General features: G+C 73.5%; 19 protein-coding genes. 11 read left to right on the plus strand and 8 right to left on the minus strand.

Going from position 1 to position 23,723, the window contains the following annotated elements; genetic code table 11:
- Positions 1–131 precede the first annotated feature (131 nt).
- Together IG62_RS0131570 and IG62_RS0131575 are read right to left on the minus strand one after the other, a co-directional pair.
- Positions 132–467, minus strand: a complete 336-nt coding sequence (locus IG62_RS0131570) for a DUF6343 family protein (RefSeq protein WP_420711139.1) — start codon at positions 465–467, stop codon at positions 132–134.
- Between the two features lie 30 nt (positions 468–497).
- Positions 498–2,054, minus strand: coding sequence for a UvrD-helicase domain-containing protein (locus IG62_RS0131575; RefSeq protein WP_078872360.1), 1,557 nt, complete (start codon positions 2,052–2,054; stop codon positions 498–500).
- Between the two features lie 252 nt (positions 2,055–2,306).
- On the opposite strand from IG62_RS0131575, the gene IG62_RS0131580 reads away from it, so the two are divergent.
- The 3 genes from IG62_RS0131580 to IG62_RS49705 are packed head-to-tail and all read left to right on the plus strand — an operon-like array spanning position 2,307 to position 8,508.
- Complete coding sequence (locus IG62_RS0131580; protein WP_030811142.1) at positions 2,307–5,162, plus strand: DEAD/DEAH box helicase; 2,856 nt, start codon at positions 2,307–2,309, stop codon at positions 5,160–5,162.
- Positions 5,159–6,589 (plus strand): SWIM zinc finger family protein, encoded by a 1,431-nt coding sequence (locus tag IG62_RS49700; protein WP_030811144.1) that lies wholly within the window; start codon positions 5,159–5,161, stop codon positions 6,587–6,589. The genes IG62_RS0131580 and IG62_RS49700 overlap by 4 nt, the downstream gene beginning before the upstream one ends.
- Positions 6,586–8,508: a helicase-associated domain-containing protein gene (locus IG62_RS49705; RefSeq protein ID WP_030811146.1), complete on the plus strand. Its 1,923-nt coding sequence runs from the start codon at positions 6,586–6,588 to the stop codon at positions 8,506–8,508. The genes IG62_RS49700 and IG62_RS49705 overlap by 4 nt, the downstream gene beginning before the upstream one ends.
- A 56-nt stretch (positions 8,509–8,564) precedes the next feature.
- Here IG62_RS49705 and IG62_RS0131595 read toward each other — a convergent pair whose 3' ends face one another.
- Complete coding sequence (locus IG62_RS0131595) at positions 8,565–9,641, minus strand: RNA ligase (ATP) (protein ID WP_030811148.1); 1,077 nt, start codon at positions 9,639–9,641, stop codon at positions 8,565–8,567.
- 132 nt (positions 9,642–9,773) lie between these two features.
- Positions 9,774–11,354, minus strand: coding sequence for an FAD-dependent monooxygenase (locus IG62_RS42530; protein ID WP_030811150.1), 1,581 nt, complete (start codon positions 11,352–11,354; stop codon positions 9,774–9,776).
- 723 nt (positions 11,355–12,077) lie between these two features.
- Between IG62_RS42530 and IG62_RS0131605 the strand changes: the two genes are divergently transcribed.
- The 4 genes from IG62_RS0131605 (at position 12,078) to IG62_RS0131620 (ending at position 15,299) form a co-directional block, all read left to right on the plus strand.
- On the plus strand, positions 12,078–13,022 hold the full coding sequence (locus IG62_RS0131605) for a quinone oxidoreductase family protein (RefSeq protein ID WP_030811153.1): 945 nt from the start codon (positions 12,078–12,080) through the stop codon (positions 13,020–13,022).
- A gap of 159 nt (positions 13,023–13,181) precedes the next feature.
- Positions 13,182–14,123: an IclR family transcriptional regulator domain-containing protein gene (locus tag IG62_RS0131610; RefSeq protein ID WP_030811156.1), complete on the plus strand. Its 942-nt coding sequence runs from the start codon at positions 13,182–13,184 to the stop codon at positions 14,121–14,123.
- 43 nt (positions 14,124–14,166) lie between these two features.
- Entirely contained in the window at positions 14,167–14,619 is a 453-nt protein-coding gene (locus tag IG62_RS0131615; protein ID WP_037839775.1) for a hypothetical protein, read from the plus strand.
- A gap of 41 nt (positions 14,620–14,660) precedes the next feature.
- Entirely contained in the window at positions 14,661–15,299 is a 639-nt protein-coding gene (locus IG62_RS0131620; RefSeq protein WP_030811161.1) for a uridine kinase, read from the plus strand.
- Between the two features lie 27 nt (positions 15,300–15,326).
- Here the strand turns inward: IG62_RS0131620 and IG62_RS0131625 are convergent, their stop codons facing one another.
- Positions 15,327–16,757 carry a WGR domain-containing protein gene (locus IG62_RS0131625; protein WP_030811164.1) on the minus strand — a complete coding sequence of 477 codons (1,431 nt, stop codon included), beginning with the start codon at positions 16,755–16,757 and terminating at the stop codon, positions 15,327–15,329.
- Positions 16,758–16,972: 215 nt separating this feature from the next.
- On the opposite strand from IG62_RS0131625, the gene IG62_RS0131630 reads away from it, so the two are divergent.
- A complete protein-coding gene (locus IG62_RS0131630; protein ID WP_078872362.1) occupies positions 16,973–17,365 on the plus strand; it encodes a type II toxin-antitoxin system PemK/MazF family toxin in 393 nt (130 codons plus the stop codon).
- A 21-nt stretch (positions 17,366–17,386) separates the two neighbouring features.
- On the opposite strand, the gene IG62_RS0131635 is transcribed toward IG62_RS0131630, so the two are convergent.
- The 3 genes from IG62_RS0131635 to IG62_RS0131645 form a co-directional block, all read right to left on the minus strand.
- Complete coding sequence (locus tag IG62_RS0131635; protein ID WP_030811170.1) at positions 17,387–17,929, minus strand: DUF1697 domain-containing protein; 543 nt, start codon at positions 17,927–17,929, stop codon at positions 17,387–17,389.
- Positions 17,930–18,007: 78 nt separating this feature from the next.
- Entirely contained in the window at positions 18,008–18,607 is a 600-nt protein-coding gene (locus IG62_RS0131640; protein WP_030811173.1) for a methylated-DNA--[protein]-cysteine S-methyltransferase, read from the minus strand.
- Between the two features lie 90 nt (positions 18,608–18,697).
- The gene (locus IG62_RS0131645; protein WP_030811176.1) at positions 18,698–19,588 is read right to left on the minus strand and encodes a glycerophosphodiester phosphodiesterase; all 891 of its coding nucleotides are present in this window, start codon (positions 19,586–19,588) and stop codon (positions 18,698–18,700) included.
- 536 nt (positions 19,589–20,124) lie between these two features.
- Here IG62_RS0131645 and uvrB point away from each other — a divergent pair.
- The 3 genes from uvrB to IG62_RS0131660 all read left to right on the plus strand — a co-directional run.
- Entirely contained in the window at positions 20,125–22,257 is a 2,133-nt protein-coding gene (gene uvrB / locus IG62_RS0131650; RefSeq protein WP_030811179.1) for an excinuclease ABC subunit UvrB, read from the plus strand.
- A 166-nt stretch (positions 22,258–22,423) separates the two neighbouring features.
- Entirely contained in the window at positions 22,424–23,002 is a 579-nt protein-coding gene (locus tag IG62_RS0131655) for a TerD family protein (protein ID WP_030811182.1), read from the plus strand.
- 104 nt (positions 23,003–23,106) lie between these two features.
- Positions 23,107–23,723, plus strand: a 617-nt coding sequence (locus IG62_RS0131660; protein WP_030811186.1) for a TerD family protein, incomplete at its 3' end; no start/stop codon positions are given.

Raw genomic sequence — 23,723 nt, forward strand, 5'->3', positions numbered from 1 at the left:
CCCGCCGGCAGCGACGTTCGGCTGCCCCGCCTCCTCACGTACGGCTTGCGACCGACCGCCTCGCTGCGACCGCTCCTCTTGCAACCGACCTCTTCCCGACGGCTGCCTGCCGCGTCACACCGGCTGCCGTGTCACGGCCTGCTTCCCCGTCGGTGGTCCCTGTCGGTGCGTATGCCGAAGGCGTCGTTCCGGCCCCGGTCGGGCTCGTACGGGGGCACGTCCTTGCCCGGTTGGTAGTGCGGTCCCTGGCGGATGTGGCGGATGACCATGATCAGGTCTGCTGCCGCCACCATGGCGAGTGCGGCACACGCGGCCGCCCATTCCGGCCGCCCGAAGTCGGCGAAGGCCACGGCCCCGGCGACGGCCCACAGCAGTCCCCACAGCGCCAGTCCGCAGCGTATTTTCAGCGGGCTGCGTGCCTGCAGGGGCTCATTTCCCGTACGCATCGGCATCATCTCCCACTTCACCCTCCAGGATCCTCCTGATCCGTGAGTCAGTCACTGGTCTTCCTCTCCTTGACAGGTCTTCGTCTCCTTGCAGGTCTTCGTCTGCGTGGTCGTCCTGTCGGTGGGGCGGGGATCGCCTGCCGGGTGGCCGTTGATCCAGGACAGCCCGCCGATGTCGAGCTGTGAACGGGCGCGGGTCACGGCCACGTACGCCAGGCGTGCCTCGTCCACGTCGATGGATCCGGGGAGCGGCCGGCCGGTTTCGTCGCACTCGTCGAGGTCATCGGGGCCCGTGAAGTCGTCCGCGATGCGTACGCTCGGCCACTCCCGGCCCTTGGCCCGATGGGCCGTGGACACCGTCACCTCGGCGGAGTCCTCGGGTGAGAGCCGGTCCAGGGCCTGAAGCACGGCGTCCGTGCCGTGCTCGTCGACGAGTTCCACCAGTGGCAGGAGGTCCCGTCCGGCCGGATCGAACTCCGCGTACTCGCGCAGCTCGGCCCAGGTCTCGAAGAGCGTCAGCTCCGGATGGCTGGTCCGGCGTCCGGCTTCGAGGTCGTGAACGGCACGAGCCAGGGCGCTCAAGGTCTCGCCGCCACCCGCGAGGGTCACCCGGCGGTCCGCCTCCAGCTGTCGTATCACCTCCACCATCGCTCCCACGTTGGTCCGGCACAGAATGGCCTCGGGGGAGCGGACCGGGCACAGCTCCGTCTTCCGGTCCGGCGAGCCTCTGAGCCGGATCGGTGCGTCGACGATCGTGAGCCAGCGGTTGGCCTCGGCCGCCAGCGCGGGTCCGAAGCGGAACGAATGGGAGAGGGTGAGCTGGCTGCCGTCGAAGCCGGTCATCACGTCGCGGGCACCGCGCCAGCCGTAGATGGCCTGGGCGGAGTCGCCGACCAGCACCAGCTGGGCGTGGTCGCGCTGCGCGGTGAAGACCTGCTCGACGACGGGGTTGGTGTCCTGGGCCTCGTCCAGGAGCAGGAAGTCGGCCGGAATGACGGGCTCGGTCAGGGCCCACATCTTGAGGTAGTGGTCGTGCTCGAAGCGGACCACGCCGTGATCGGGGCGCTGCAGATCGGCCCACGCCTTGCGGGCGTACGGCAGAACGACCTCGGCGAGGTGGGCGTGCAGCGGCGGGGATTCGGCGCCGCGCAGGGGCGGGACGTGCCGGGCGCGGATCTCGCGGTCGGCCGAGTGGCAGAAGCGGGTCACGGTGCGCAGGGCCGTATAGGAAAGTGCCTTGTGGGTGACCGTGCGCGCACCGATGCGTAAGGACATGCCGTCCTCGATGCCCAGGGCTGCGCCGGTGCGCCAGCCCGCTTGCCGTGGGGCGTTCATCCGGGACCGATAGCGCCTGCCCACGGCGGTGTAGGCGAGGGCGTGGGCGGTTCCGCAGGCGACCTCGCTGGGGAACGTCCGGGCGGCGTGGCGGGCGACGGCCCTGTTGAAGGCGATATAGCGGCCAAGCCGGCCCTGCCGTCGCGCGGAGCGCGCGAGCATTCCCAGCGTCGTCGTCTTGCCGGTGCCGGCACCGGCCTGGATGACGAGGTGGGCGCCCGTCGGAAAGACCTCGGCGGCGGCGCGTTGTTCGGGAGTCGGAGTGTGGTGCATCGGGCTGCCTTTCGGTGTGGGTGGGGGCGGAGACGGGAGGGCCGTCCACCAATCGTCATTTCTCGATCACTGAGAGTGATGATGTAACTGACTGTAGCCGATCGCGGCGGATCCGCGACGAGATTTTTTCTGCCTGTGGATAACTCCGCCCGCCCAGCGCCGGCCGTCCCCGCCGGCCGTCGGCGTTGTCAGTGCCGTCTGCTTTCATCGGGAGACGGCAGGAGCCGGAGGATTCGGACGTCAGGAGACGGCATGAGCGAGCGGTGGGAGGACGGCGGGTATGCCGCCGCGGCCTGCTGTGCCGCGGTCTTCCTGCCCGCGCAGCCGCCCCGCGCCGGACGGATCGCGCTCTGGCGGCCCGACGGCGGGCCGCTCCCGGAGCCCGGCACCGATGCCCGCGGCGACGGCGCGCAGCAGACGGTCGCAGAGGTGACGCAGCTGACCGTGGCCCGCCGTCACGGCAGCGGCGCCCGGGCGCGTACGGTGCCGGCCGTGCTGCTGCCGGTGGCCGAGGCCGTCCCTTTGCTCGTCCGCGCCCGGCACGATCCGGCCGCGGATCCGGCGGCCGCCTGTTGGGGAGCTGCCACCCTGCACGCGCTGCATCTCGCCGCGCGCGGGCGGCTGCTGCCGGGGCTGACGTCCGAGGACACCGACGCCTGGCGGGCCGGCCCGCTCGACCCGGACGACATCGCGCACCTCCGGGCGATCGCCGCCGCCATGCCCGCCGAGGCCTACGCCGTCCCCCTCCCCGGCAGCCGCCCGCTGTACCTGCCCGACCCCGTGGACCTGGTGCGGCGCTATGTGGACGCGGTGGTGGACGCGCTGCCCCGTACCCCCGCCGCCGAGCTGGTGGCCGGCGCCCCCTTCGCCGCGTACGCACCGCAGCGCCTCCCCGGTGCGCGCGACTGGGCCGCCGAGGTCGCGGCCGGCGTCGATGCGGGGGTACGGCTGTCCCTGCGGCTCGATCTCGCGCCGGACCGGCTCTTCGACGTCACGGGGGAGAGCGAAGACGGCGGCGAGGGGAGTGCGGCGGTGGTGCTGCAGGTGCAGAGCCTCACGGACCCGACGCTGATCGCCGACGCCCGGCAGTTGTGGGACGGCGAGGGACCCGACCACTTCGGTCCGCGCTCCCGCGTCGACACCCTGCTCGCGCTGCGCCGTGCCGCCCGTGTCTGGGCCCCGCTGACCCGCCTCCTGGAGCTCCCGGTCCCCGACGTACTCCCCCTCGGGGAGGACGAGTTGTACGAGCTGCTGGGCGATGCCGCGCCCCGGCTCGGCGCCGCGGGCATCGCCGTCCACTGGCCCAGGGAACTGGCCCGCGGGCTGACCGCGGCCGCGGTGCTGCGCCCGGCGCCGGGCTCCGCCGCGGACGGCTTCGGGTTCTTCGACACCGGCCAACTGCTGCAGTTCCGCTGGCAGCTGGCGATGGACGGGCTCCCGCTGACCGAGGCCGAGATGGACGAGCTCGCCGACGCGCACCGGCCCGTCGTCCGGCTGCGCGACCAGTGGGTCCTGGTGGACCCCGGGCTCGTGCGCAAGGCCCGTAAGCGGGAACTGGGCTACCTGGAGCCGGCCGACGCCCTCGTCGCGACGCTCAACGGCACCGCCGAGGTGGACGGGGAGCAGGTCGAGGTGGTGCCTCTGGGGGCGCTCGCCGCGCTGCGCGGCCGCCTCACCTCCGAAGCGCACCCCCTGCCCCAGCCGTCCGGGCTGCGCGCGACCCTCCGCGACTACCAACTACGGGGCATGACCTGGCTCGACACCATGACCACCCTCGGCCTCGGCGGCTGCCTGGCCGACGACATGGGCCTGGGCAAGACCATCACCGTCATCGCCCTCCACCTGCACCGGCGCCCCACCGACCCCGTCCTGGTGGTCTGCCCGGCCTCCCTCCTCGGCAACTGGCAGCGCGAGATCGAGCGCTTCGCCCCCGGCACGCCCGTACGGCGCTTCCACGGCACCGGCCGCAGCCTGGAGGGCCTGACGGGCGGCTTCGTGCTGACGACGTACGGCACGATGCGCAGCAGCGCCGCCCAACTGGCCGCCCGGCGCTGGGCCTGGGTCGTCGCCGACGAGGCGCAGCACGTGAAGAACCCCCGCTCGTCCACGGCCAAGGCGCTGCGCGGCATCAAGGCGCCGGCCCGGATCGCGCTCACGGGCACGCCGGTCGAGAACAACCTCTCCGAGCTGTGGGCGCTCCTCGACTGGACCACGCCCGGCCTGCTCGGCCCGCTGAAGACGTTCCGGGCCCTGCACGCCCGCGAGGTCGAGGGCGGCCAGGATCCACAGGCCGCCGAGCGGTTGGCGCGACTGGTGCGCCCGTTCGTCCTGCGCCGCAAGAAGTCCGACCCGGGGATCGCCCCCGAGCTCCCGCCCAAGACGGAGACCGACCACCCGGTCGCCCTCGGACGCGAACAGGCCGCCCTGTACCAGGCCGTGGTTCGCGAAACCCTCGCCCGGATCGAGACCGCCGAGGGCATGACCCGCCGCGGCCTGGTCATGAAGCTGCTCACGGCCCTCAAGCAGATCTGCAACCACCCCGCGCAGTACCTCAAGGAGACCGCCCCGGGCCTGGCCGCCCGCTCCGGGAAGCTCGAACTCCTCGACGAGCTCCTGGAGACGATCCTCGCCGAGGGCGGCTCCACCCTGGTCTTCACTCAGTACGTGAGCATGGCCCGGCTCCTCGAACGCCATCTGGCCGCCCGCGGCATCCCCGCGCAGTTGCTGCACGGCGGAACCCCCGTCGCCGAACGGGAGAAGATGGTCGACCGGTTCCAGTCGGGGCACGCCCCGGTCTTCCTGCTGTCGTTGAAGGCCGCGGGCACCGGGCTGAACCTGACCCGCGCCGGACATGTGATCCACTACGACCGCTGGTGGAACCCGGCGGTGGAGGAGCAGGCCACCGACCGCGCCTACCGCATCGGCCAGACCCAGCCCGTACAGGTCCACCGGCTGATCACCGAAGGCACCGTGGAGGACAACATCGCCCAACTCCTCGCCGCCAAAAGGGCACTGGCCGACGCCGTGCTCTCCGGAGGGGAGACCGCGTTCACCGAGCTTTCCGATGCCGAGCTGGCCGATCTGGTCTCCCTGAGGAGGGCCGGATGATCCCCCGTCGCCCCTCGGGGCGCGCCGCCGCGGACCGGCTGGCCCGCGCCGACCGCACGCGCACCTTCCCGCCGCTGCCGCCCCGGCCCGGCGCCCGCGGCCTGTTCGCCGAATCCTGGTGGGGCAGCGCCTGGCTGGCCGCACTGGAGACCACCGCGCTCGACAGCGCCCGGCTCGCCCGTGGGCGGACCTACGCCCGCGACGGCCATGTCGACACCATCAATGTCACCCCGGGCCGCATCCTCGCCACCGTACGGGGCAGCAGGCCCCGCCCCTACAGCGCCGAGATCCGCCTGCGCACCCTCAGCGACCACCAATGGGACGGCCTCCTGGACGCCGTCGCCGCGGAACCGGACCAGCTCGCCGCCCTGCTGGCCAAAAAGCTCCCGCGGACCCTGGCCGAGGGCGAGGTGCGCCTCCTTCCCGGGCCGGGCGATCTCGTCCCCCGCTGCTCGTGCCCCGACCACGGCAGGCCCTGCAAACACGCCGCCGCGCTCTGCTTCCAGGTGGCCAGGCTGCTGGACGCCGACCCGTTCGTGCTGCTGCTGATGCGCGGCCGCGGTGAGCGTGAACTCCTCGACGCGCTCTCCCGCCGTAACACCGCCCTCACCGCCGGGGAGGCCCGCACCCGGACACCGGACGGCACGGCACCGCCCACCATCAGCAGTGACGCGGCTGACCCGAGGTCGTTCGGGTCCTCCGGGCGCCCCGGTGCCACCGGCGAGGACCCGGCCGCAGCCGTGCCGGGGACGCCCGCGCCGCGCCCCCTCCTCGCCCGCGCCGCCCTCGCCGACCGCCACCGGCCGGCCCTCCCGCCGCCCCTGCCCGCGCCGCCGCAGCCCGGCCGGCCGCATGTCCTTCCCGAGGGCGACGGCCTGCCCTTCGACCCCGCCACCCTCGAACTGCTCGCCGCCGACGCCGCGGCCCGCGCCCACGCCTGCATCACCGCAGCCCCGGATCCCGGCGGACGGCCTGCCCCCACCGGCCCCTTCCCGGAACTCCCGCCCTGGGAGGACGCCGTACGCCTCGCCGTCACGGCCCACCCCACCGCCGGACTGACCTCCGCCACCCGCACCCTCTACCGCGATCTCGCCGCGGCGACCGGACGCACCCCCACGGACGTGGCCCGCTCCGTCGCCGCCTGGCGCCAGGGCGGACCCGAAGGACTCGCCCTCCTCCACAGCACCTGGAACCCTCCGGCCGGCGACTTCGACCGGGCCCGCAGCGCCCTCCGCGCCGCGGACCTCCCGGCCCTCCGCCCCCACCACAACCACCTCACCGACCCGGCACGCGGCATCCAGCTCCGCTTCGGCCACGACCACCGCTGGTACCCGTACGAAGCCGAACCGGGCACCGAGGACTGGTGGCCCGCCGGCCCCGCCGACCCCGACCCCGTAGGCGCCCTCACCACCCTGCTCGCACGATGACTAACCTCAAGGCCGTGGAAGGTCTCGACACACTCACCCGCTCCCTCGCCCGCCGCACCCCCGAGCAGCTCGCCGCACTCCTCACCCGCCACGCCGAGCCGCTCGCCCGCCGCCCCGCCCCAACCGAACTCCGGGGCCTGGCAACGGCGTTGTGGTCCTACGAAACCCTCCATCACCTGGTACTGCACCTCGACCACCCCCGGCTCCAGGTACTCGCCACCACCGCCCGGCTCAGCCAAGAACGCACCGGACGCACCGCTCCCGCGCCCGGCGCCGACTACCAGTCCCTGATGGCGCACCGGCTCTCCTTCGCCCACCTGGCAGACGCACCGGTCCCGCCCCAGGACGTGTTCGCAGCGCTCGGCGCGGACCGGCCCGGACCGGCGCGTTCCGCCGCCGAGGCGGCCCTGCGCGCCCTCTACGACGACGGCCTCGCCGCGCCCACCGAAGACGGCGCCGTCGTCGTCCCGCCGCGCGTCCCCCAACTCCTCGGCGCCCACGACCTCGGCCCGTTCCGCCCCGACGCCCCACGGCTCGCCCCGGACCCGAGCGCCGACCCCGGCATGCCCGCCGCACCGGTGCCGGCGACCTCGCCGTACGACGAGTCCCGGGCCGCCGCGGCCGCCTTCGCCGCCACCCTGGAGCGCCTGCTGGCGTCTCTGGCCACCCAGCCCGCCGCCCTCCGCAAGTCCGGCGGGCTGGCCGTACGGGAGATCAAACGGCTGGCCAAGGCCGCCGGCGCCACCGAACCGCACGTCCGCCTGCTCCTCGACCTCGCCCTGGCCGCCGAGCTGATCGCCCTCACGCGCACCCCGGCGGGCATCACCGCGCTCCCCACCGGCGCCTACGACGACTGGCTGGAGCGCCCGCCCGGCGCCCGCCTCGCCCCCGTCCTCGCCGCCTGGTCCGCCCTGTGGGCCGTCCCCACCCACACGCCGTTCGGAGAGACCCCGAGCGCCCTCGTCCGCGGCAGCGACCGGCACGCCCCCGCCCTCCGGCATGCCCTCCTCGCCGCCCTGGACACCGTCCCCTCCGGCGCCGGAGCGCCCCTGCCGGCCACGGGAGCGTCGGAGCAACGGGAGCCCGTCGAGGGGCCGTTGGCGGACCTCCTCCGGGCGGCGGACTGGTACCGCCCGCTCGCCGTCACCCGGCAGCCGATGGCCGAGGAACGCGCCGTCCACACCCTCCACGAAGCGGCCTACCTGGGCCTCGTCGCGCACGGCACCCTCACCCCCCTCGGGCGGGCCCTGCTCAACGGCCCGGACGCCCTCGCCGAGCCGCTCGGCGACCTGCTGCCGCCACCGCTCGAACAAGCCCACTTCCAGGCCGACCTGACCGCCGTCGTACCCGGCCGCCCGTCCACCGCGCTCGCCGGGCTGCTCGCCTCCGCCGCCGACCGGGAATCCGAGGAACACGCCGTGACCTGGCGGTTCACCCCCGCATCGGTCCGCCGCGCGCTGGACGCCGGACACTCCGCCGACACCCTCCTGACACAGCTCACCGGGGCCTCGGCGACCGGCGGCCTGCCGCAGCCGCTCCACTACCTCGTCCGGGACGCCGCCCGCGCCCACGGGCGGATGCGGGTGCTGCCCGCCGCCTGCTGCATCCGCTCCGACGACGAAACACTCGTCCGGGAACTCGCCGGCCACCGCGCCCTGCGCGACCTCGGCCTGCGCGCCATCGCCCCGACCGTCCTGGTCAGCGGCCGGCCGCCGACCGCCACCCTGGACGCGCTGCGTGCCGCGGGCTACGCACCGGCCCTGGAGTCCGACACCGGTACGACCACCGTCGAACGCCTTCCCTCGCACCGCAGCCAGGCCCCCGCCCCGGCCCGCGACCCGCACGCCCCGCTCCACCTCGCCCGGCGCCTCCTGGGACAGGAGCAACCCCAGGAGGCGACCCTGAGCGGGCGGTCCTGACCGGGGGCGGAAGCGGGCCGCGGCGGACGGCGTACGAGAGTGGCTCGGGCGGCCGGCTACTCGTACTCCGTGCCGCCCTTGCGCGTCAGATAGGCGCCGCCGACCACCTTGGCCACGGCCCGGCCGCCCAGTTCCGCGCTGTAGCGGTCCCGGAGCGGGCGGACGACCACACCCTCCCGGATGTGCGCCGCGCGCCCCGACAGCGTCTCGCGGCCCTCGGCAAGCTCCATCACCGCGCGCGCCTCGTAGGGGCCGCGGTACAGCGTCGGCACCAACGGAAGCCGGCCGGCCAGCGCTCCGGTCAGCTCCTCGGGGTCCAGCCACCGCAGCTGCCCGCCGGCCTCCACGGCGACGTCGAACACCGCGTACCCCGGCTCCCCACGCCGGCTGTCCGCGCCGTAGCCGAGGTCCTGGACACCGGCGCCGTAGACCTCGCCGTACACCCCGATCCGCGACGCGCCCAGCTCACCGGCGAGCTCCGCGGCCACCCGCGCGACGTCATGGCCGCGCACCGCCCGCCAATACAGGTTCTTCGGGTCCTCCACCAGGGCGAGCCGCTGGGCGCCCAGCCCCTTGGACGTCACCTGGAGCCGCCCGCCCTCGGCGTGGTACGTCACACAGCAGGCCGTGCCGTGCACCTTCTCCGTCACCGCCACCGGCTCGCCGTCCGTGAACGCCGCCGGATGACGCTTGAGGTTCTCGATGTCGATCCACGGCAGCAGATCGGGTGCCGGCTCGACCTCCCCGCTCATCGAAACCGGGACCGGCGGAACCCACTTCACGATCCCCAGCTCCGCCGCGAAGTCGACGCCGTCCGCCCGCGCCTTCGCCAGATCCACCCCGTCCAGCGCCGTCGGGCGGCAGACGATGCCCTGCGACAGTTCGCCCCGCAGCCGGATCGCCTTGACCCGGTTGGCCGCCGAGCCGGCCAGCTTCCCCGTCAGCCCCAGCTCGGCCACCAACTCCCCGGGCAGCACGGCCTGTTCCGGTATGTAGACCGCCAGATCGCCCGTCCGGTAGACGCCCTTGGCGACCACCGCGCGATACAGGCCCACCTGGGCGAGCTCCAGCGCATCGGCCTGCGGATGCTCGTGGATGGTCAGTTCCTCGGCGGTGACGCGCAGCGTCGACATACCGTTCCCCGTTCCTGGCATTGCGGCGGGCGGCGCCCGGTGCGCCGCCCCGCCCCACTGTGATCGACCCCGAGGTCGCCGGGCGACCGAATTTCCCCCTGGCCGGGTACGTCCCTGCGGGCGGCCGCGGGATCAGCCCTCGGCCGGTTTGCGGTGCCCCGTACCGCCGGTGCGGCGCAGTGCCGTCGGCCGGAAGCCGCGCGGGCGGGGGAGGCGTCGGGTGGCGGGGGCGGCCGAGACCGAGGACGGTGCGGCGGCCGCGGCCGGCGAGACCTCGGGCGGGGCGCCGGACGCGGTGGGCGCGGCGGGCGGAACGGGCAGCGGGGGCGCCTCCCAGTCCGTGGCGCCGGTGACCGGACGGGCCCGGGCCGTGTCCCGCAGCATGGCGAGAGCGGCCGGGCCGCGCAGGAACGGTGCCGGACGCGGGCCGCCGGTGACGACGTCGATGTAGGCGCGGCAGACGGTGGTCCGGCCGGCGGCGGGGGAGTGGCCGGGCGCACCGGTGGCCACGGACCAGAGCTCGTCGACGAGGCGCCCGATGGTGCGCTGGACCCTCCGGGCGAGCGCCGGATCGTCCATGCCGTACCGGCCCAGCGCCTCGCGCAGCGCGGCGGCGCCGTGGGCGGCGAGCGACAGGCCCTGGCCGAAATCGGGGCTGAGCGCGGCCACCGCGCCGCCGAGCGCGAGGAATCCCGAGGGCCAGGACGGCAGTTGTTCGAAGCGCCGCCGCCGGTTGACCGTCTCGCGGGACAGCCGCACCTCGCTCAGCGGCTCGGCCTCGGCGATGAGGTCGCCGATGCGGGGGTCCCCCGCACGCCGGGCGAACGGCACGAACCGGCCGGCGTGCTGGGTCGGCCGGTCCTCGCCGGTGCCGGTGAGCGTGACCAGCCAGCGGCCGCCCTCGATCGGCACCAGCGTCGCCGTCCGCTCCGGGACGGCCCGCACCCGGAAGGCACGCCCGGCGACGTTACGGGCGGCGCCGGAACGACCGGGCGGCGGCGCGACAAGGCCTGAACGGGAGGTCAGCACCGGGAAGTTGTCGCCGCCCTCGGGGGCGCGGAAGATCCGGGTCGCCGAGACGGTCGCGGAGTCCGCGAGGTCCTCGGCGACCCGCGGCAGTCCCAGGGCGAAGAGGCGCGCCCGGCTGGTGGAGTGGCGGCCGGTGGCGTCGACGACCAGATCGGCGTCGAGCCGATACGTTTCGCCGGTCGTGGTGTCGCGGACCCGTACCCCGGTGACGTGCTCCGCGGTGCCGGTCAGCTCCTCCGCTTCGGTGCCGTCGATGACGGCGACCCCGGGGCGGGCGGGTACCTGTTGGCGGACGACCCGGTCGAGCAGGTCGCGGGAACAGGCGATCAGATGCGGCGGACAGCGCCGGTCCGACCGGCCCAGCGGGCCGCGGCCGGCCAGCTCCGCCGGCACCGGAACCCGGCGGGCGCCCTCCGCCAGCCAGCGCTCGATGCTGCCGGGCACCAGGGCCTCGACCATCCGGGCACCGTCCGCGGCCAGCAGATGCGCGTGCCGGGCGTGTGGCAGGTCGGTCGGCAGCGCCGGGGTCCGCGGCAGCCGCTCCCGCTCGACGACGATGACCTCGGCGTACTCGGACAGCGCCGCCGCGGCGAGCATGCCCGTGAAGCCGCCGCCGAGCACCACGGCGAGGTAGGGGTGGGTGAACTGCAGCCCGGTGCCGGGCGTACTGCTGGAGGCGTTCATGGGCAGTCCCGTTCTCGTCGGCGGCGCACGGTCCCCCGGCGGGGGCGGGACGCGTCCAGGTAGAGCGGTGCCGCGTACGGCCGGGAGTGGCGGCGCGCGGCGGCGATGACGGCATCCGTGGCAGCCGCGACGGTGGCCGTCAGCGAGGGCGGCAAGGACGCGGATGCGGTCCGCAGCAGGCGGAGAGGTGCCGGTGGAAGTGGCAGTGCGCGTTGTGGGTCCCGGCAGGCCGGCGCATACGCCGGCCTGCCGCCCCCCGATTTCCCCATCATGATTCCCCCTCAGGCCGTGCCCGCGCTGCCCTGCAGGCGGCCAGGCCCTCCGCCACCCGCCCGTATCACCGGGTGCGGTGGGCGAGCAGCGCTGCCTCGCGGAGCGTGCTCGGCCCCAGGGGACGCGGCCGTCACCAGTGGTCAACGGCGGACACAATTCGGGATCGTAGGCGGCGGCGATCACATCCGGTAGCCGAGTTTGAGCGAGGGATGCGAGGCAGCCACCTCGGCCGTACCGCTGGGTATATCCACAGCAAAACGACGCAATGGGTGGAAAACGCGCTGGCATTTTCTCGCGTCGCGAGAAAGCGGGCGGGAAAATCTCGTCAGAAGAAAGGCAAGGGCGGTCCGAACCTCTCATGGTTGGCGCGAAATGATCGGGTATCCGCCCGACAACGGACGCCCCGCCTACCCTGTGCGGGCACCGCACTTGTGAACCTGAGGGAGAGTCGTGCGCGCGATTGTGATGCGAGAATTCGGCGGTCCGGACGTGCTGCGGCTGGAGGACGTGCCCGAGCCCGCACCCCGCGGCGGCCACTCGCTGGTGCGGGTGACCCTGGCCGGCGTCAACTACGCGGACGTCCATGTCCGGGGGGACTCCTACCTCGCGCCCGTGGAGCTGCCGTACATACCCGGCAACGAGGTCGTGGGGACCGTGGACGGCGGCCGCCGGGTCGTCGGGCTGTGCCGCGGCGGGGGCTACGCGGAACGGGCCCTGCTGCACCGCCGCGTCACCTGGGACGTACCCGACGCCGTCAGCGACGAACAGGCCGTCGCACTGGCCCTCCAGGGCAACAGCGCCTGGCACCTGCTGTTCACCGTACTGCGGATCACCAAGGGCGAGACCCTCGTGGTGCCGGCCGCGGCCGGGGGCGTCGGCTCGCTGGCCGTCCAGCTCGCCGCGCACGCCGGGGCCAGGGTCATCGGCCTCGCGGGCTCGGCCGAGAAGCGCGAACTGGCCACCGAACTGGGCGCCGAGGCCGTCATCGACTCGCACGCCGACGACCTGACGGAGCGCATCCTGGACGCCGCCGGCGGCCCCGTCGACGCCGCTCTGGAGATGACCGGCGGCGCCACCTTCACCCGCACCCTCGCCGCCGTCGCACCGCGCGGCCGGCTCGCCGTCTACGGCTTCGCCGGCGGCGACCTGGCGAACGTCCCGACCCGGGACCTGATGGAGCGCTCCCTGACCGTTTCCGGCTTCTGGCTGCCGCAGCTCTACGCGGACCGTACGGCACTGCCGACGTCCATGCGGGCGCTGTTCGACGCCGTCGCCGACGGCACCCTCAAGCCGCTCACCGGCGCGGCCTACCCGCTCGGTGAGGCGGCCCGGGCGCACCACGACCTCGCCGCCCGCACACCGACCGGGAAACTCGCCCTCGACGTCACCCGATAATGCGGGTGACCCGGGGCCGCGGGCGGGCAGAACGGCTCCGGGAGCACTCCCGGGCGCCGACTGCCGGAGGGTGCGGCCGCGGATGACGGGGGCGTCGGCTTCCACCGGACACGCCGGGCGCCTTCGGGCGCGGAACACTGCCAGGGGAGAGAGCACACGATGGGCAACAGCACCACAGCACCGGGTTCGCCGGCCTCGGCCGCCACGCCCGCCTCCGCTTCGGGCACCGCCGTCACGGCGCCGGGCTCCCCGGGGCGCAAGAGCGGACGCCGGACGGCCAGGAACGGTCCCTCGGCGGGCACCCGGGCATCGGGATCCAGCCATGCCGAGCGGGTTTTCCTCGTCCAGACCGCCTTCGCCGAACTCGGCGGATCGGCCCACGGCCCCGGCGAGATAGCCGAGTTCACCGGCCTGGACGACTCCGTCGTCTACCGCATCCTGCAGTCCGGCATCTACCAGCGCATCTTCGAACGGGTCGACCGCGGCCTGTACCGCCTGTGCACCTCCGCCGCCCAACTCGCCTTCACCGCGCTCGACCACCGCCTCGACGGCACGGTCACCCAGACCGTGCTGCAGGAACTGCGGAGGGCCACCGACGGCGGCCTGGCCTTCCTCTACATGGTGGCGCCCTTCTCCGGCGCCCAACGGCAGTGCGTGGACATGGCCGTCGGCGACTCCGACCTGGCCGAACTCGGTATGACGCCGCGCGATGTGCTGTCCGTGACGCGCTCCCTGCGGACCGGCGCCTCCGGGCGGACGATCCTGGCCTACCTGCCGGAGGTGCTTCAGCAGCGGGTCCTGGCCGAGCCCGTACCGGACCAGGCCGGACCGGGCGTCTACCGGGACAACGACGCGCTGGTGGCCTCCCTCGCGGAGGTCCGCGACCTCGGCCACGCGCTCGGCTACGAGGAGTGCATGGCCGGATGGAACTCCTGCGCCGCGCCCATCATGTGGGACGGCTCCATCATGGGGGCCGTCCTGCTGCTCAAGCTCAAGTCCGTGATGCCGGTGGCCCCCGAGAACGTCATCGAGGCGACGAAGGAGGCGGCGGCCGAACTCAGCCGCTACGGCGCCGCCGGCCCGGAAGCGGGCCAGGCCTGAACCACAGCCGGACGGAACCACACCCGACACCCGAGGGGGACCGATGGAAGCGGAGTTGGTGGCACTCGCCGCGACAGGGGCGACCACGCTCGTACAGCAGATGGCGACGGATGGCTGGGCCGGCGTCCGGCGCCGCATGGCGGCCTTCCTCGCCCGTCGCCGGGGCGCCGGGGACGAGGCCGCGCTGGAGGGCGAGCTGGACGACTCGCGCGCCGATCTCGTCGTGGCACAGGAGGAGGACGACCAGGACGGGGTGGCGGGCGTGACCGCGGCCTGGCGGCTGCGGCTGCGCCGGCTGCTCAGCGAGGACCCGGCCGCCGCGGCCGAACTCCGCGCCCTGCTCGACGAGGTCGCGCCCGAAGCGGACCGCGGGACCGTGCCGGAGGTGCACAACACCATCAGCGGCGGGGTCCAGCACGGCGCGGTCATCCAGGCCGGCGTCGTCTCCGGCGGCCTCACTTTCCACGCCCCGCCCGGCGGGCCCTTCCCCGGCTGATGCCCCGCGCGCCGCGCCCCGCCGCCCGGCACAATGGCGGGGTGCGGCTCGAAGCGATCACCTGGGAACGGCTCACCGACGCGCTCGCCGAGCGGATCCTCACCACGGAGGCCGAGGACGGCAGCCCCTGGCGGAGAGTCGCCCTCGACGGAGCGCCCGCCGCCGCACCCGGGGAGCTGGCCGGGCGGCTCGCCGAGGCACTGCGGCTCCGCGGCCGGGCGGTGCACAAGGCCGGCGCCTTCGGCTTCCTGCGTCCCGCCTCGCTGCGGCTGGAATACGGCCGGGAGGACCCCGACGCCTACCACGACGAGTGGTTCGACCGGCAGGCGCTGTGGCGCGAGGTCTTCCAGCCGCTCGACCCGGGCGGCACCGGACGCGTCCTGGCGGACCTCTGGGACCCGGTGGCCGACCGGGCCACCCGCAGCGCGTATGTGACGCTGCCGCCCGGCGGTGTCCTGCTGCTGCACGGTCCCCTCCTGCTCGGTCACTGGTTCCCCTTCGATCTCACCGTCCACCTCACGCTGTCGCCGGCCGCGCTCGCTCGCCGCACCCCGCAGCACGAGCACTGGACGCTGCCCGCCTTCGCGCGCTACGAGGCCGAGACCCGGCCCGAGGAGGCCGCGGACATCGTCGTACGGGCCGACGACCCGCGCCGGCCGGCCTGGAGCGGACCCGCCTGATCGGGGCCGCAGAACGGTCCGGCGGCCTCAGACGAGCTGCCGGATCTCGCCGCGCACGCGGTAGAACCCGCCCGCGGCCGCCGAGAGGTCGTCGACGACATACCGCGCCCCGGGCTGCCGTATGTGACGGGGGAACTGAACGTTCCAGGACGGCTCATAGCCCGCGGAGACCACATGGACCCGCAGCCGGCCGCCCTCCTGGACGCACTCCACCACGACCCCCGAGGCGGCCGCGGAGGCCACCGTCCGCACCGTGGCCGACGGCGTGTACGTCGGCAGCGCGGCGGCCGACTTCACATCCCGGGCCACCGGCACCGTGCCCGCCCGGGCGGCGGCCACGGCCGCCTCGCTCGCGTCCACGCACACCAGCGATCCGTCGGTGGTGACCATGTAGAGCTTCTCGTCCAGATACTGCATCGACAGCGCCGAGCCCCCGCCCGTGCCCAGCTTCCACAGGCGGGTGCCGTCGGCGGCGAAGCAGTACACCGAAGAGGCCGAGTCGCCGGCGAAGACGTAGCGGCCGCCCGGTGCCGTCGCGCAGGAGTAGACGACCGTGTCGCAGGCGTAGGTCGCCTCCAGCGCCCCGGAGTCCTTCGCCAGCCGCTGGACCACCCGCCGGTCGGTACCGGCGTACACCGAGTCGTCCTCCTGCCAGCCGAACAGCACCGCGCCCTGGGTCGGCGTGTGCCACAACTCGCCGCTGCCGTCGGTGGAATAGGCCGTCACGCCGCGGCGGTGGCCGTGGTAGACGGCGCGCTCGTCCCGCCGCACCATCCAGGCGTGGTCGCCGGTGCTGCGCCGCGACCACTGGTACTCGTCCTCGTGGTCGATGACCGTCAGACCGCCGTTGCGGTCCGCGACGTTGAGGATCCCCTCGCGGATGTCCAGCCAGAAGATGTCGACGTCGGGGGCGATGTCGTAGGCGGCGAACGGGAGCTTCGAGGAGAGGTCGTAGACCGTGCCGTCGTCACAGCCGGCGTAGATCCAGAAGTCGTCCGCCACCAGGCACTTGACGCCGGCCGGCAGCCGGTAGTGCGCCAGCACCTCGCCGTCGTGGCCGAGGGCGTGCACATCGCCGTTCTGGTTGGCGACCCAAGCGCGGTCCTCGTCGATGTGGATGCCGAACGCCGCGGCGCCCGTGCGGAACCGCCACAGCACCGGCGCGACCGCGCGGGCCGTCGACGGCGCCGAGGACACCTGACGGCGCGTCACCGGGCGTGCGGTGCGCTGCCCCTGGACGGCCGGGGCGTAGCCCTTACGGACCTTCTCGCCGATCTTCTTCGCCGCCGCGGCCTGCGCCTTGTCCCGCGTCGGGAACGTCGAGGTCTGCTGCTGGCCGGCCGCGCCGATCCGGCCGTAGCGCACCGAGACGACCGTGTCCCGCACCGTCACCTCGTAGAACTTGTGGGCGCCGCCGCCCTCTTGGGACAGTTCCAGATACGTCGTGGTCTCGGACATGGTGCTCCCCCTCCCGGGCGGCCCCGACGGCCGTCCCCCGCTGTGAAAAACCGTACGGCCGACCACTGACAACGGGCCGTGGAGCGCGGCTCGGGGCCGCTGAACGCCCTGCTCAGGGCGGCGGTTAGCGTGGGGGCGTGACCTCTTCCTTCACCGCATCAGACCCCTCCGGCGCGGCCGACGCGCTGCCCGGCAGCCAGGGACCCACCGCAACCATGGAAGCCCGCCCGGGCTCCGTCGGCACCGTCAGGATGACCTACGCGCCCGACCCGGACGGCGACCCGGACCCGGGCGAGATCGTCTGGACCTGGGTGCCCTACGAGGAGAACGACGGCCGGGGCAAGGACCGGCCGGTACTGGTCGTCGCCCGGGAGACCGGCGGCACGCTGCTGGCGGTCCAGCTGTCCAGCAAGCGGCACAGCGGCGACCGGGAGTGGGTGGCCATAGGCGCAGGACCCTGGGACCGAGCGGGCCGCGACTCCTGGGTGGCGCTCGACCGGGTCCTGCGGGTGCACCCCGAGGGCATGCGGCGCGAGGCGTGCGCCCTGGACCGGGGCCGCTTCAACCTCGTCGCCAACCGGCTGCGGGAGTTCCACGGCTGGCGCTGAACGCCCGGGGCCCGGGCGGCGTCAGGCGTCCGCCAGCGCCAGGAGCTTGGTGACGGTGTTCCAGTTACGGGCGGTGGCCGTCACCCCGAGCGGGATGCGGCTCACCAGCGCGGCGAGCTTGGAGCGGCCGATGCCGTCCGGGCAGCACAGATACAGTTCGCGTCCGGCCAGCCGGAACCGGTCGGGCGCGAACGCCGCCTGGTCGATCGCCTCCAGGCGCGAGGTGTCGGCCGGCACCTCCGACAGGAACGTCAGGTGCAGGCTCTTGGGCTCCGCCTCGGCCTCGGGAAACGGATTCGCGGCGACGGCGGCGGCCAGCTCGTCGCGGGTGCGCACGACCACCGGCACCGTGAGGCCGAGGTCGGCGGCGATCCGGTCCTCGATCCTCCGGGCCGTCTCGCCGGGCGGGGTGCCCGGATCGGCGAAGACGAGGTTGCCGGTCTGCAGCAGCACCGTGACGTCCTTCAGGCCCAGTGACTCCGCCAGCTCCCGCTGCTGGGCCTTGGGGAAGGAGTTGTGGCCTCCGACGTTGATGCCGCGGAGCAGGGCGATCTGACGGGACATGGCACTGCCCTTCGGGGAGCCGGCCTCGGTGAGGACGGACGACGGACGGAACCGGGAGCCGGAACCGGAGGGACGGGATCAGAAGAGCGGCGCGGGCAGCACGCCTTCGAGCGCGAGCAGCTGCCGTTTGGTCTCCAGGCCGCCGCCGAAGCCGCCGATCCCGCCGTCACTGGCGACGACACGATGGCAGGGCACGACGACCGGCAGCGGATTGGACCCCATGGCCGCACCCACCGCGCGGGCGGCCCCCGGCTCCCCGACCCGGTCGGCGAGGTCCTGATAGCCGACCACGTCGCCGTAGCGGACACCGGAGGCCAGGGCCTGCAGGACCCGGGCGTGGAAACCGGACGACAGCGACCAGTCCAGGGGGACGGTGAAGGTCCGCAGCTCCCCGGCGAAATAGGCGGTGAGCTCGGCCGCGGCCGTCGTCAGATGGGGTATCTCCGCGAGCGGCGGCCCGCCGAAGAACTGCTCCAGCCGGGTCAGCGCCCGGCGGGCCGTCCGCTCGTCGGCATGGAAGGCGACCTGCACCAGACCGTCCCGCGTCGCGGCGAGCAGCAGCGGACCGATGGGGGTGGCAAGGCGGGTCCACGCCCAGTCGCGCCGCGCGGCGGACCCGGTCTTCGGCGGCGCGTCCGCCCGGGCCGCCGGCCCCGGAACCTGCTCGGAATTCGTCACCTGATCAGGGTAGGACGCCCCACTGACAACGCGGCGGGAAACGGCCCCGCGACGGCCTCCCGCCGGGCCGTTCCCGCAGGTCCGCGGCGCTCAGCCGGAGTGGTCGGGGCCCTCCACGGCCTCCCGCACCACGTCCGGCTTGTTCGTGATGATGCCGTCGACGCCCAGACCGGCGACCTTCACCGCGGTGGCCGCGTCGTCGACGGTCCAGGTGTACAGGTCCAGCGCCCGCCGGTGCGGCCCACGAAGCCCGTGCACGGCGGCGATGTACTCCGGGGTGACCGCCGTGTGGACCGGATTGATCTGGTCGCAGTACTTCGCGTACTTCGGCAGGTCGGCCAGCGACGGGTTCCCGAGGAAGCCGGTCCTGATGTCGGGGCGGAGGGTGTGCACGGTCTTGATGGCGTCGGCGTTGAAGCTCTGGATGATCAGCCGGTGCCGGACGTGGTCCCTGTCCAGCCAGCCGGCCCGGCGCAGCTCCCTGAGGGTCTGCAGCTCGATGCCCGGATAGAGCTCCGGGGACTTCAGCTCCATCAGCAGGCTCTGGTCGTTCTCCTCGACCTCGTCCATGTAGTCCTCGAGGGTCGGCACCCGCTCGCCCTCGAACTTCGGTCCGAACCAGCTGCCCGCGTCCAGCTTCTCGATCTCCTTGAGGGTGAAGTCCGAGACGTTCCAGGGGGAGCGCTCGGGGAAGACCTTCTTGACGTTGGTGGTCCGTGCGAGCGAGTTGTCATGGAGGATGACCAGCTCACCGTCCTTGGTGCGCTGGACGTCGTTCTCGACCCATTCGAAGCCGAGCCGGGCGGCTTCGTCGATGGAGGCCAGGGTGTTCTCGGGGGCGTACGACGAGGCGCCGCGGTGGGCGACCGTCACCGGGGCGTTCCGGTGGGGTGCGGCCGTGGCGGCGGCAGGGGAGAGGACGAGCGCGGACAGACCCATGAGCGCACCGGCGACGACGGTGGCGACGGGGCGAATACGCATACGGACTCCTCGTGACGTCGTTGAGGTGAGCTGACGAGAACGGACGGGAACCGGAGGGACGGAGAGAGGCTCGCAGCCGGGCCGTAGCGGGAGGCGGTCGTGTGGTGGCCGGGCGCTGAACGAGACGTGACCGGTGTGCCGTGTGGAGCGTCGCGCAATTGCAGGATGCCCGGATCTGTCATGCAACAGACGTACGCTTCCGCCGCCGTCCAACTTGCCGGAGCCGGGGCGTCCGCGCATCTTGGCCGATGATGCGTCACCCGTCGCGCTTCTGACCGGTTTTGGTCATACGGACAGAAAAGCGGGCCGCGAGGACCGCCCCGCGCGGGGGCTCGGGCGATCATGGAGCCGGCGCCGTCGGGCCGGCGGACGGCGATCAGCGGGGCGCGGCGCGCCGGCGGCCCCACCGCGTCCCGCCGGCGGCGCCCGCACCCCGCCGCGCCGGCAGCACCGCCGGCCCGCCGGGCCCGCTCCGAAATCGCAGGTCGGAGCAATTGCCACGTCGATTGTCAGTGGCGGGTCGTACGGTGGATCCCATGCGGCCCGTATCAAAGATCGAACGCACGGTGGCACCTTTCGAGGTCGTCAGCCCGTACCAGCCCAGTGGTGACCAGCCGGCGGCCATCGCCGAGCTGGAGCAGCGCATCCGCGGGGGTGAGAAGGACGTCGTCCTGCTGGGCGCGACCGGTACCGGCAAGTCGGCGACCACCGCGTGGATGATCGAGAAGCTGCAGCGCCCGACCCTCGTGATGGCGCCCAACAAGACCCTCGCGGCCCAGCTCGCCAACGAGTTCCGCGAGCTGCTGCCGAACAACGCCGTCGAGTACTTCGTCTCCTACTACGACTACTACCAGCCCGAGGCGTACGTCCCGCAGTCCGATACGTACATCGAGAAGGACTCCTCCATCAACGAGGAGGTCGAACGGCTGCGCCACTCCGCCACGAACTCCCTGCTCACCCGGCGTGACGTCGTCGTGGTCGCCTCGGTGTCCTGCATCTACGGCCTGGGCACACCCCAGGAGTACGTCGACCGGATGGTGCCGCTCAAGGTCGGCGACGAGATCGACCGCGACCAGCTGTTGCGGCGCTTCGTCGAGATCCAGTACAGCCGCAACGACCTGGCCTTCACCCGCGGCACGTTCCGGGTGCGCGGCGACACCATCGAGATCTTTCCGGTCTACGAGGAGCTGGCCGTCCGGATCGAGATGTTCGGCGACGAGATCGAGGCGCTCTCCACCCTCCACCCGCTCACCGGCGAGGTGATCAGCGACGACCAGCAGCTGTACATCTTCCCCGCCAGCCACTACATCGCCGGTCCCGAGCGCATGGAGCGGGCCATCGCCGGCATCGAGGCCGAGCTGGCCGACCGGCTCAGCACCCTGGAGAAGCAGGGCAAGCTGCTGGAGGCCCAGCGGCTGCGGATGCGCACGACGTACGACATCGAGATGATGCGCCAGATCGGCTCCTGTTCCGGCATCGAGAACTACTCCATGCACATGGACGGCCGTGAGCCCGGCTCGGCGCCCAACACCCTCATCGACTACTTCCCGGAGGACTTCCTCCTGGTCATCGACGAGTCGCACGTCACCGTCCCGCAGATCGGCGCCATGTACGAGGGCGACGCCTCCCGCAAGCGCACCCTCGTCGACCACGGCTTCCGGCTGCCGTCCGCGCTGGACAACCGGCCGCTGAAGTGGGAGGAGTTCCTGGACCGCATCGGGCAGACCGTCTACCTGTCCGCGACCCCCGGACCGTACGAGCTGGCCCGGAGCGACGGCTTCGTGGAGCAGATCATCCGCCCCACCGGCCTGGTCGACCCGGAGGTCGTGGTCAAGCCCACCGACGGGCAGATCGACGACCTGGTGCACGAGATCCGCACCCGCACCGAGAAGAACGAGCGCGTCCTGGTCACCACGCTCACCAAGAAGATGGCCGAGGACCTCGCCGACTACTTCCTGGAACTCGGCATCCAGGTCCGCTACCTGCACAGCGACGTCGACACCCTGCGGCGCGTCGAGCTGCTCCGCGAGCTGCGCTCCGGGGAGTACGACGTCCTGGTCGGCATCAACCTGCTGCGGGAGGGCCTCGACCTGCCCGAGGTGTCCCTGGTGGCCATCCTGGACGCCGACAAGGAAGGCTTCCTGCGCTCCGGGACCTCGCTGATCCAGACCATCGGCCGCGCCGCGCGCAACGTCTCCGGTCAGGTGCACATGTACGCCGACAAGGTCACCCCGGCGATGGAGAAGGCCATCGACGAGACCAACCGCCGCCGGGAGAAGCAGCTGGCGTACAACAAGGAGCACGGCATCGACCCGCAGCCGCTCCGCAAGAAGATCGGTGACATCGTCGCCACCATCGCCCGCGAGGAGATCGACACCCGGGAGCTGCTGGGCAGCGGCTACCGCAAGGCGGGCGACGCCAAGGACACCAAGGGAAAGGCGCCGGTCCCGGCGCTCGGCGCCAAGGCGACGAAGGGCAAGGGCGCCAAGGCGGAGGCCCCGCTGACGGACCGTCCGGCGGCCGAACTCGCCGAGCTCATCGAGGAGATGACGGAGCGGATGCGGGCCGCCGCGGCCGAGCTGCAGTTCGAGATCGCCGCCCGACTGCGCGACGAGGTCGGCGAGCTCAAGAAGGAGCTGCGGCAGATGAGGGAGGCCGGCGTGAAGTAGTGGGGGCCGGGCGGGTGGCGCACTCACCAGGACGGGTGGCGCGCCCGCCCTGGTGTTGCAGAAACGCCACAAACACGGGCCCGCGACGCCCCGGGCCCGTCGTCGTGCGTAGGGTCGAAGCTGCCGCCGGAGACGTGGGCGGGACGGTACAGAGAGGGGACGGCGCGTGTCGGTCAATTTGTCCAAGGGACAGGGCATCAGCCTGCAGAAGTCCGACGGGGGGACGCTGACCGCGGTCCGGATGGGGCTCGGGTGGCGCTCGGCGCCGCGCCGCGGACTGTTCGGCCGGCGGACCAAGGAGATCGACCTCGACGCCTCGGCGGTGCTGTTCGCCGGCAAGCAGCCGATCGACGTCGTCTTCTTCCAGCACCTGGTCAGCGACGACGGCGCGGTCCGGCACACCGGTGACAACCTGGTCGGCGGCGCCGGCCAGGGCGGCGACGACGAGGCGATCCTGGTCGACCTGGCGCGGCTGCCGGTCCACATCGACCAGATCGTCTTCACCGTCAACTCCTTCACCGGGCAGACCTTCACCGAGGTGGAGGACGCCTTCTGCCGGCTGGTCGACGAGACCACCGGCCAGGAGCTGGCCCGCTACACCCTCACGGGCGGCGGCAACTACACCGCACAGGTCATGGCCAAGGTGCACCGCGTCGGCGACGGCTGGAAGATGACCGCCATCGGCGAGCCCTCCGTCGGCCGCACCTTCCAGGACCTGGTCCCGGCGATCGTCCCGCACCTGTAAACCACCGCAGCACCACGGCAGCGCGCACCCGGGCCGTGCCGCCGTGCGCCCCGGGCAGCCGCCCGGGGCGGGCCCGGGACGAGTGACAACCAGGGGGAAGAACGATGACGGCCGAGCTGGTCCGGGGCCAGAACCATCCACTGGACCGGAGCCGGGTGGAGATCCGGATCGCGGCGGGCGTCCCCGTCGTGGCCGGGGTGACGCTCGGCGACGAGCAGGGCGGACTGCCGGGCGCCGAAGCCGTGGTCCACCCGGGTGCGCCCCGCCGTCCCGGCGTCGAGGTGCCCGGCCGGGCGGCGGCCGAGCACCGCATCACGGTGGACCTCGACGCGCTGCCCGCGGCCGTCCACCGCGTCAGCGTGCTGCTGGCGCTCGCTCCCGGGAGCGGCGCGCCGGCCACCTTCGGCGCGGCCCCGGCACCGTCCGTACGGCTCACCGCCGTCGACGGCACGGGCCTGGCCGGCTACACCCTCACCGGACTGACCGCCGAGACGGCCGTCGTCGCCGTCGAGCTGTACCGCCGACAGGACGCCTGGAAGGTACGGGCGGTGGGCCAGGGATACGCCGACGGCCTGGCCGCGCTGCTGCACGACCAGGGGCTGTCCCGGCCGGCCGAACTCACCGCCGAGATCGAGGCGGCGGCCGCACCGGACCCGACCCGAGAGGCCCCGACCCGAGAGGCCCCGACCCGAGAGGCCCCGGCCCGAGAGGCCCCGGCCCG

It is taken from the genome of Streptomyces sp. NRRL S-337, from assembly GCF_000720175.1.
Classification (GTDB): domain Bacteria; phylum Actinomycetota; class Actinomycetes; order Streptomycetales; family Streptomycetaceae; genus Streptomyces; species Streptomyces siderophoricus.

Bases quoted from the DNA above. Each gene is read 5' to 3' on its own strand.
- IG62_RS0131575 (WP_078872360.1), bottom strand. From the start codon at position 2,054: ATGCACCACACTCCGACTCCCGAACAACGCGCCGCCGCCGAGGTCTTT.
- IG62_RS0131580 (WP_030811142.1), top strand. From the start codon at position 2,307: ATGAGCGAGCGGTGGGAGGACGGCGGGTATGCCGCCGCGGCCTGCTGT.
- IG62_RS49700 (WP_030811144.1), top strand. From the start codon at position 5,159: ATGATCCCCCGTCGCCCCTCGGGGCGCGCCGCCGCGGACCGGCTGGCC.
- IG62_RS49705 (WP_030811146.1), top strand. From the start codon at position 6,586: ATGACTAACCTCAAGGCCGTGGAAGGTCTCGACACACTCACCCGCTCC.
- IG62_RS0131595 (WP_030811148.1), bottom strand. From the start codon at position 9,641: ATGTCGACGCTGCGCGTCACCGCCGAGGAACTGACCATCCACGAGCAT.
- IG62_RS42530 (WP_030811150.1), bottom strand. From the start codon at position 11,354: ATGAACGCCTCCAGCAGTACGCCCGGCACCGGGCTGCAGTTCACCCAC.
- IG62_RS0131610 (WP_030811156.1), top strand. From the start codon at position 13,182: ATGGGCAACAGCACCACAGCACCGGGTTCGCCGGCCTCGGCCGCCACG.
- IG62_RS0131615 (WP_037839775.1), top strand. From the start codon at position 14,167: ATGGAAGCGGAGTTGGTGGCACTCGCCGCGACAGGGGCGACCACGCTC.
- IG62_RS0131625 (WP_030811164.1), bottom strand. From the start codon at position 16,757: ATGTCCGAGACCACGACGTATCTGGAACTGTCCCAAGAGGGCGGCGGC.
- IG62_RS0131630 (WP_078872362.1), top strand. From the start codon at position 16,973: ATGGAAGCCCGCCCGGGCTCCGTCGGCACCGTCAGGATGACCTACGCG.
- IG62_RS0131635 (WP_030811170.1), bottom strand. From the start codon at position 17,929: ATGTCCCGTCAGATCGCCCTGCTCCGCGGCATCAACGTCGGAGGCCAC.
- IG62_RS0131645 (WP_030811176.1), bottom strand. From the start codon at position 19,588: ATGCGTATTCGCCCCGTCGCCACCGTCGTCGCCGGTGCGCTCATGGGT.
- uvrB (WP_030811179.1), top strand. From the start codon at position 20,125: ATGCGGCCCGTATCAAAGATCGAACGCACGGTGGCACCTTTCGAGGTC.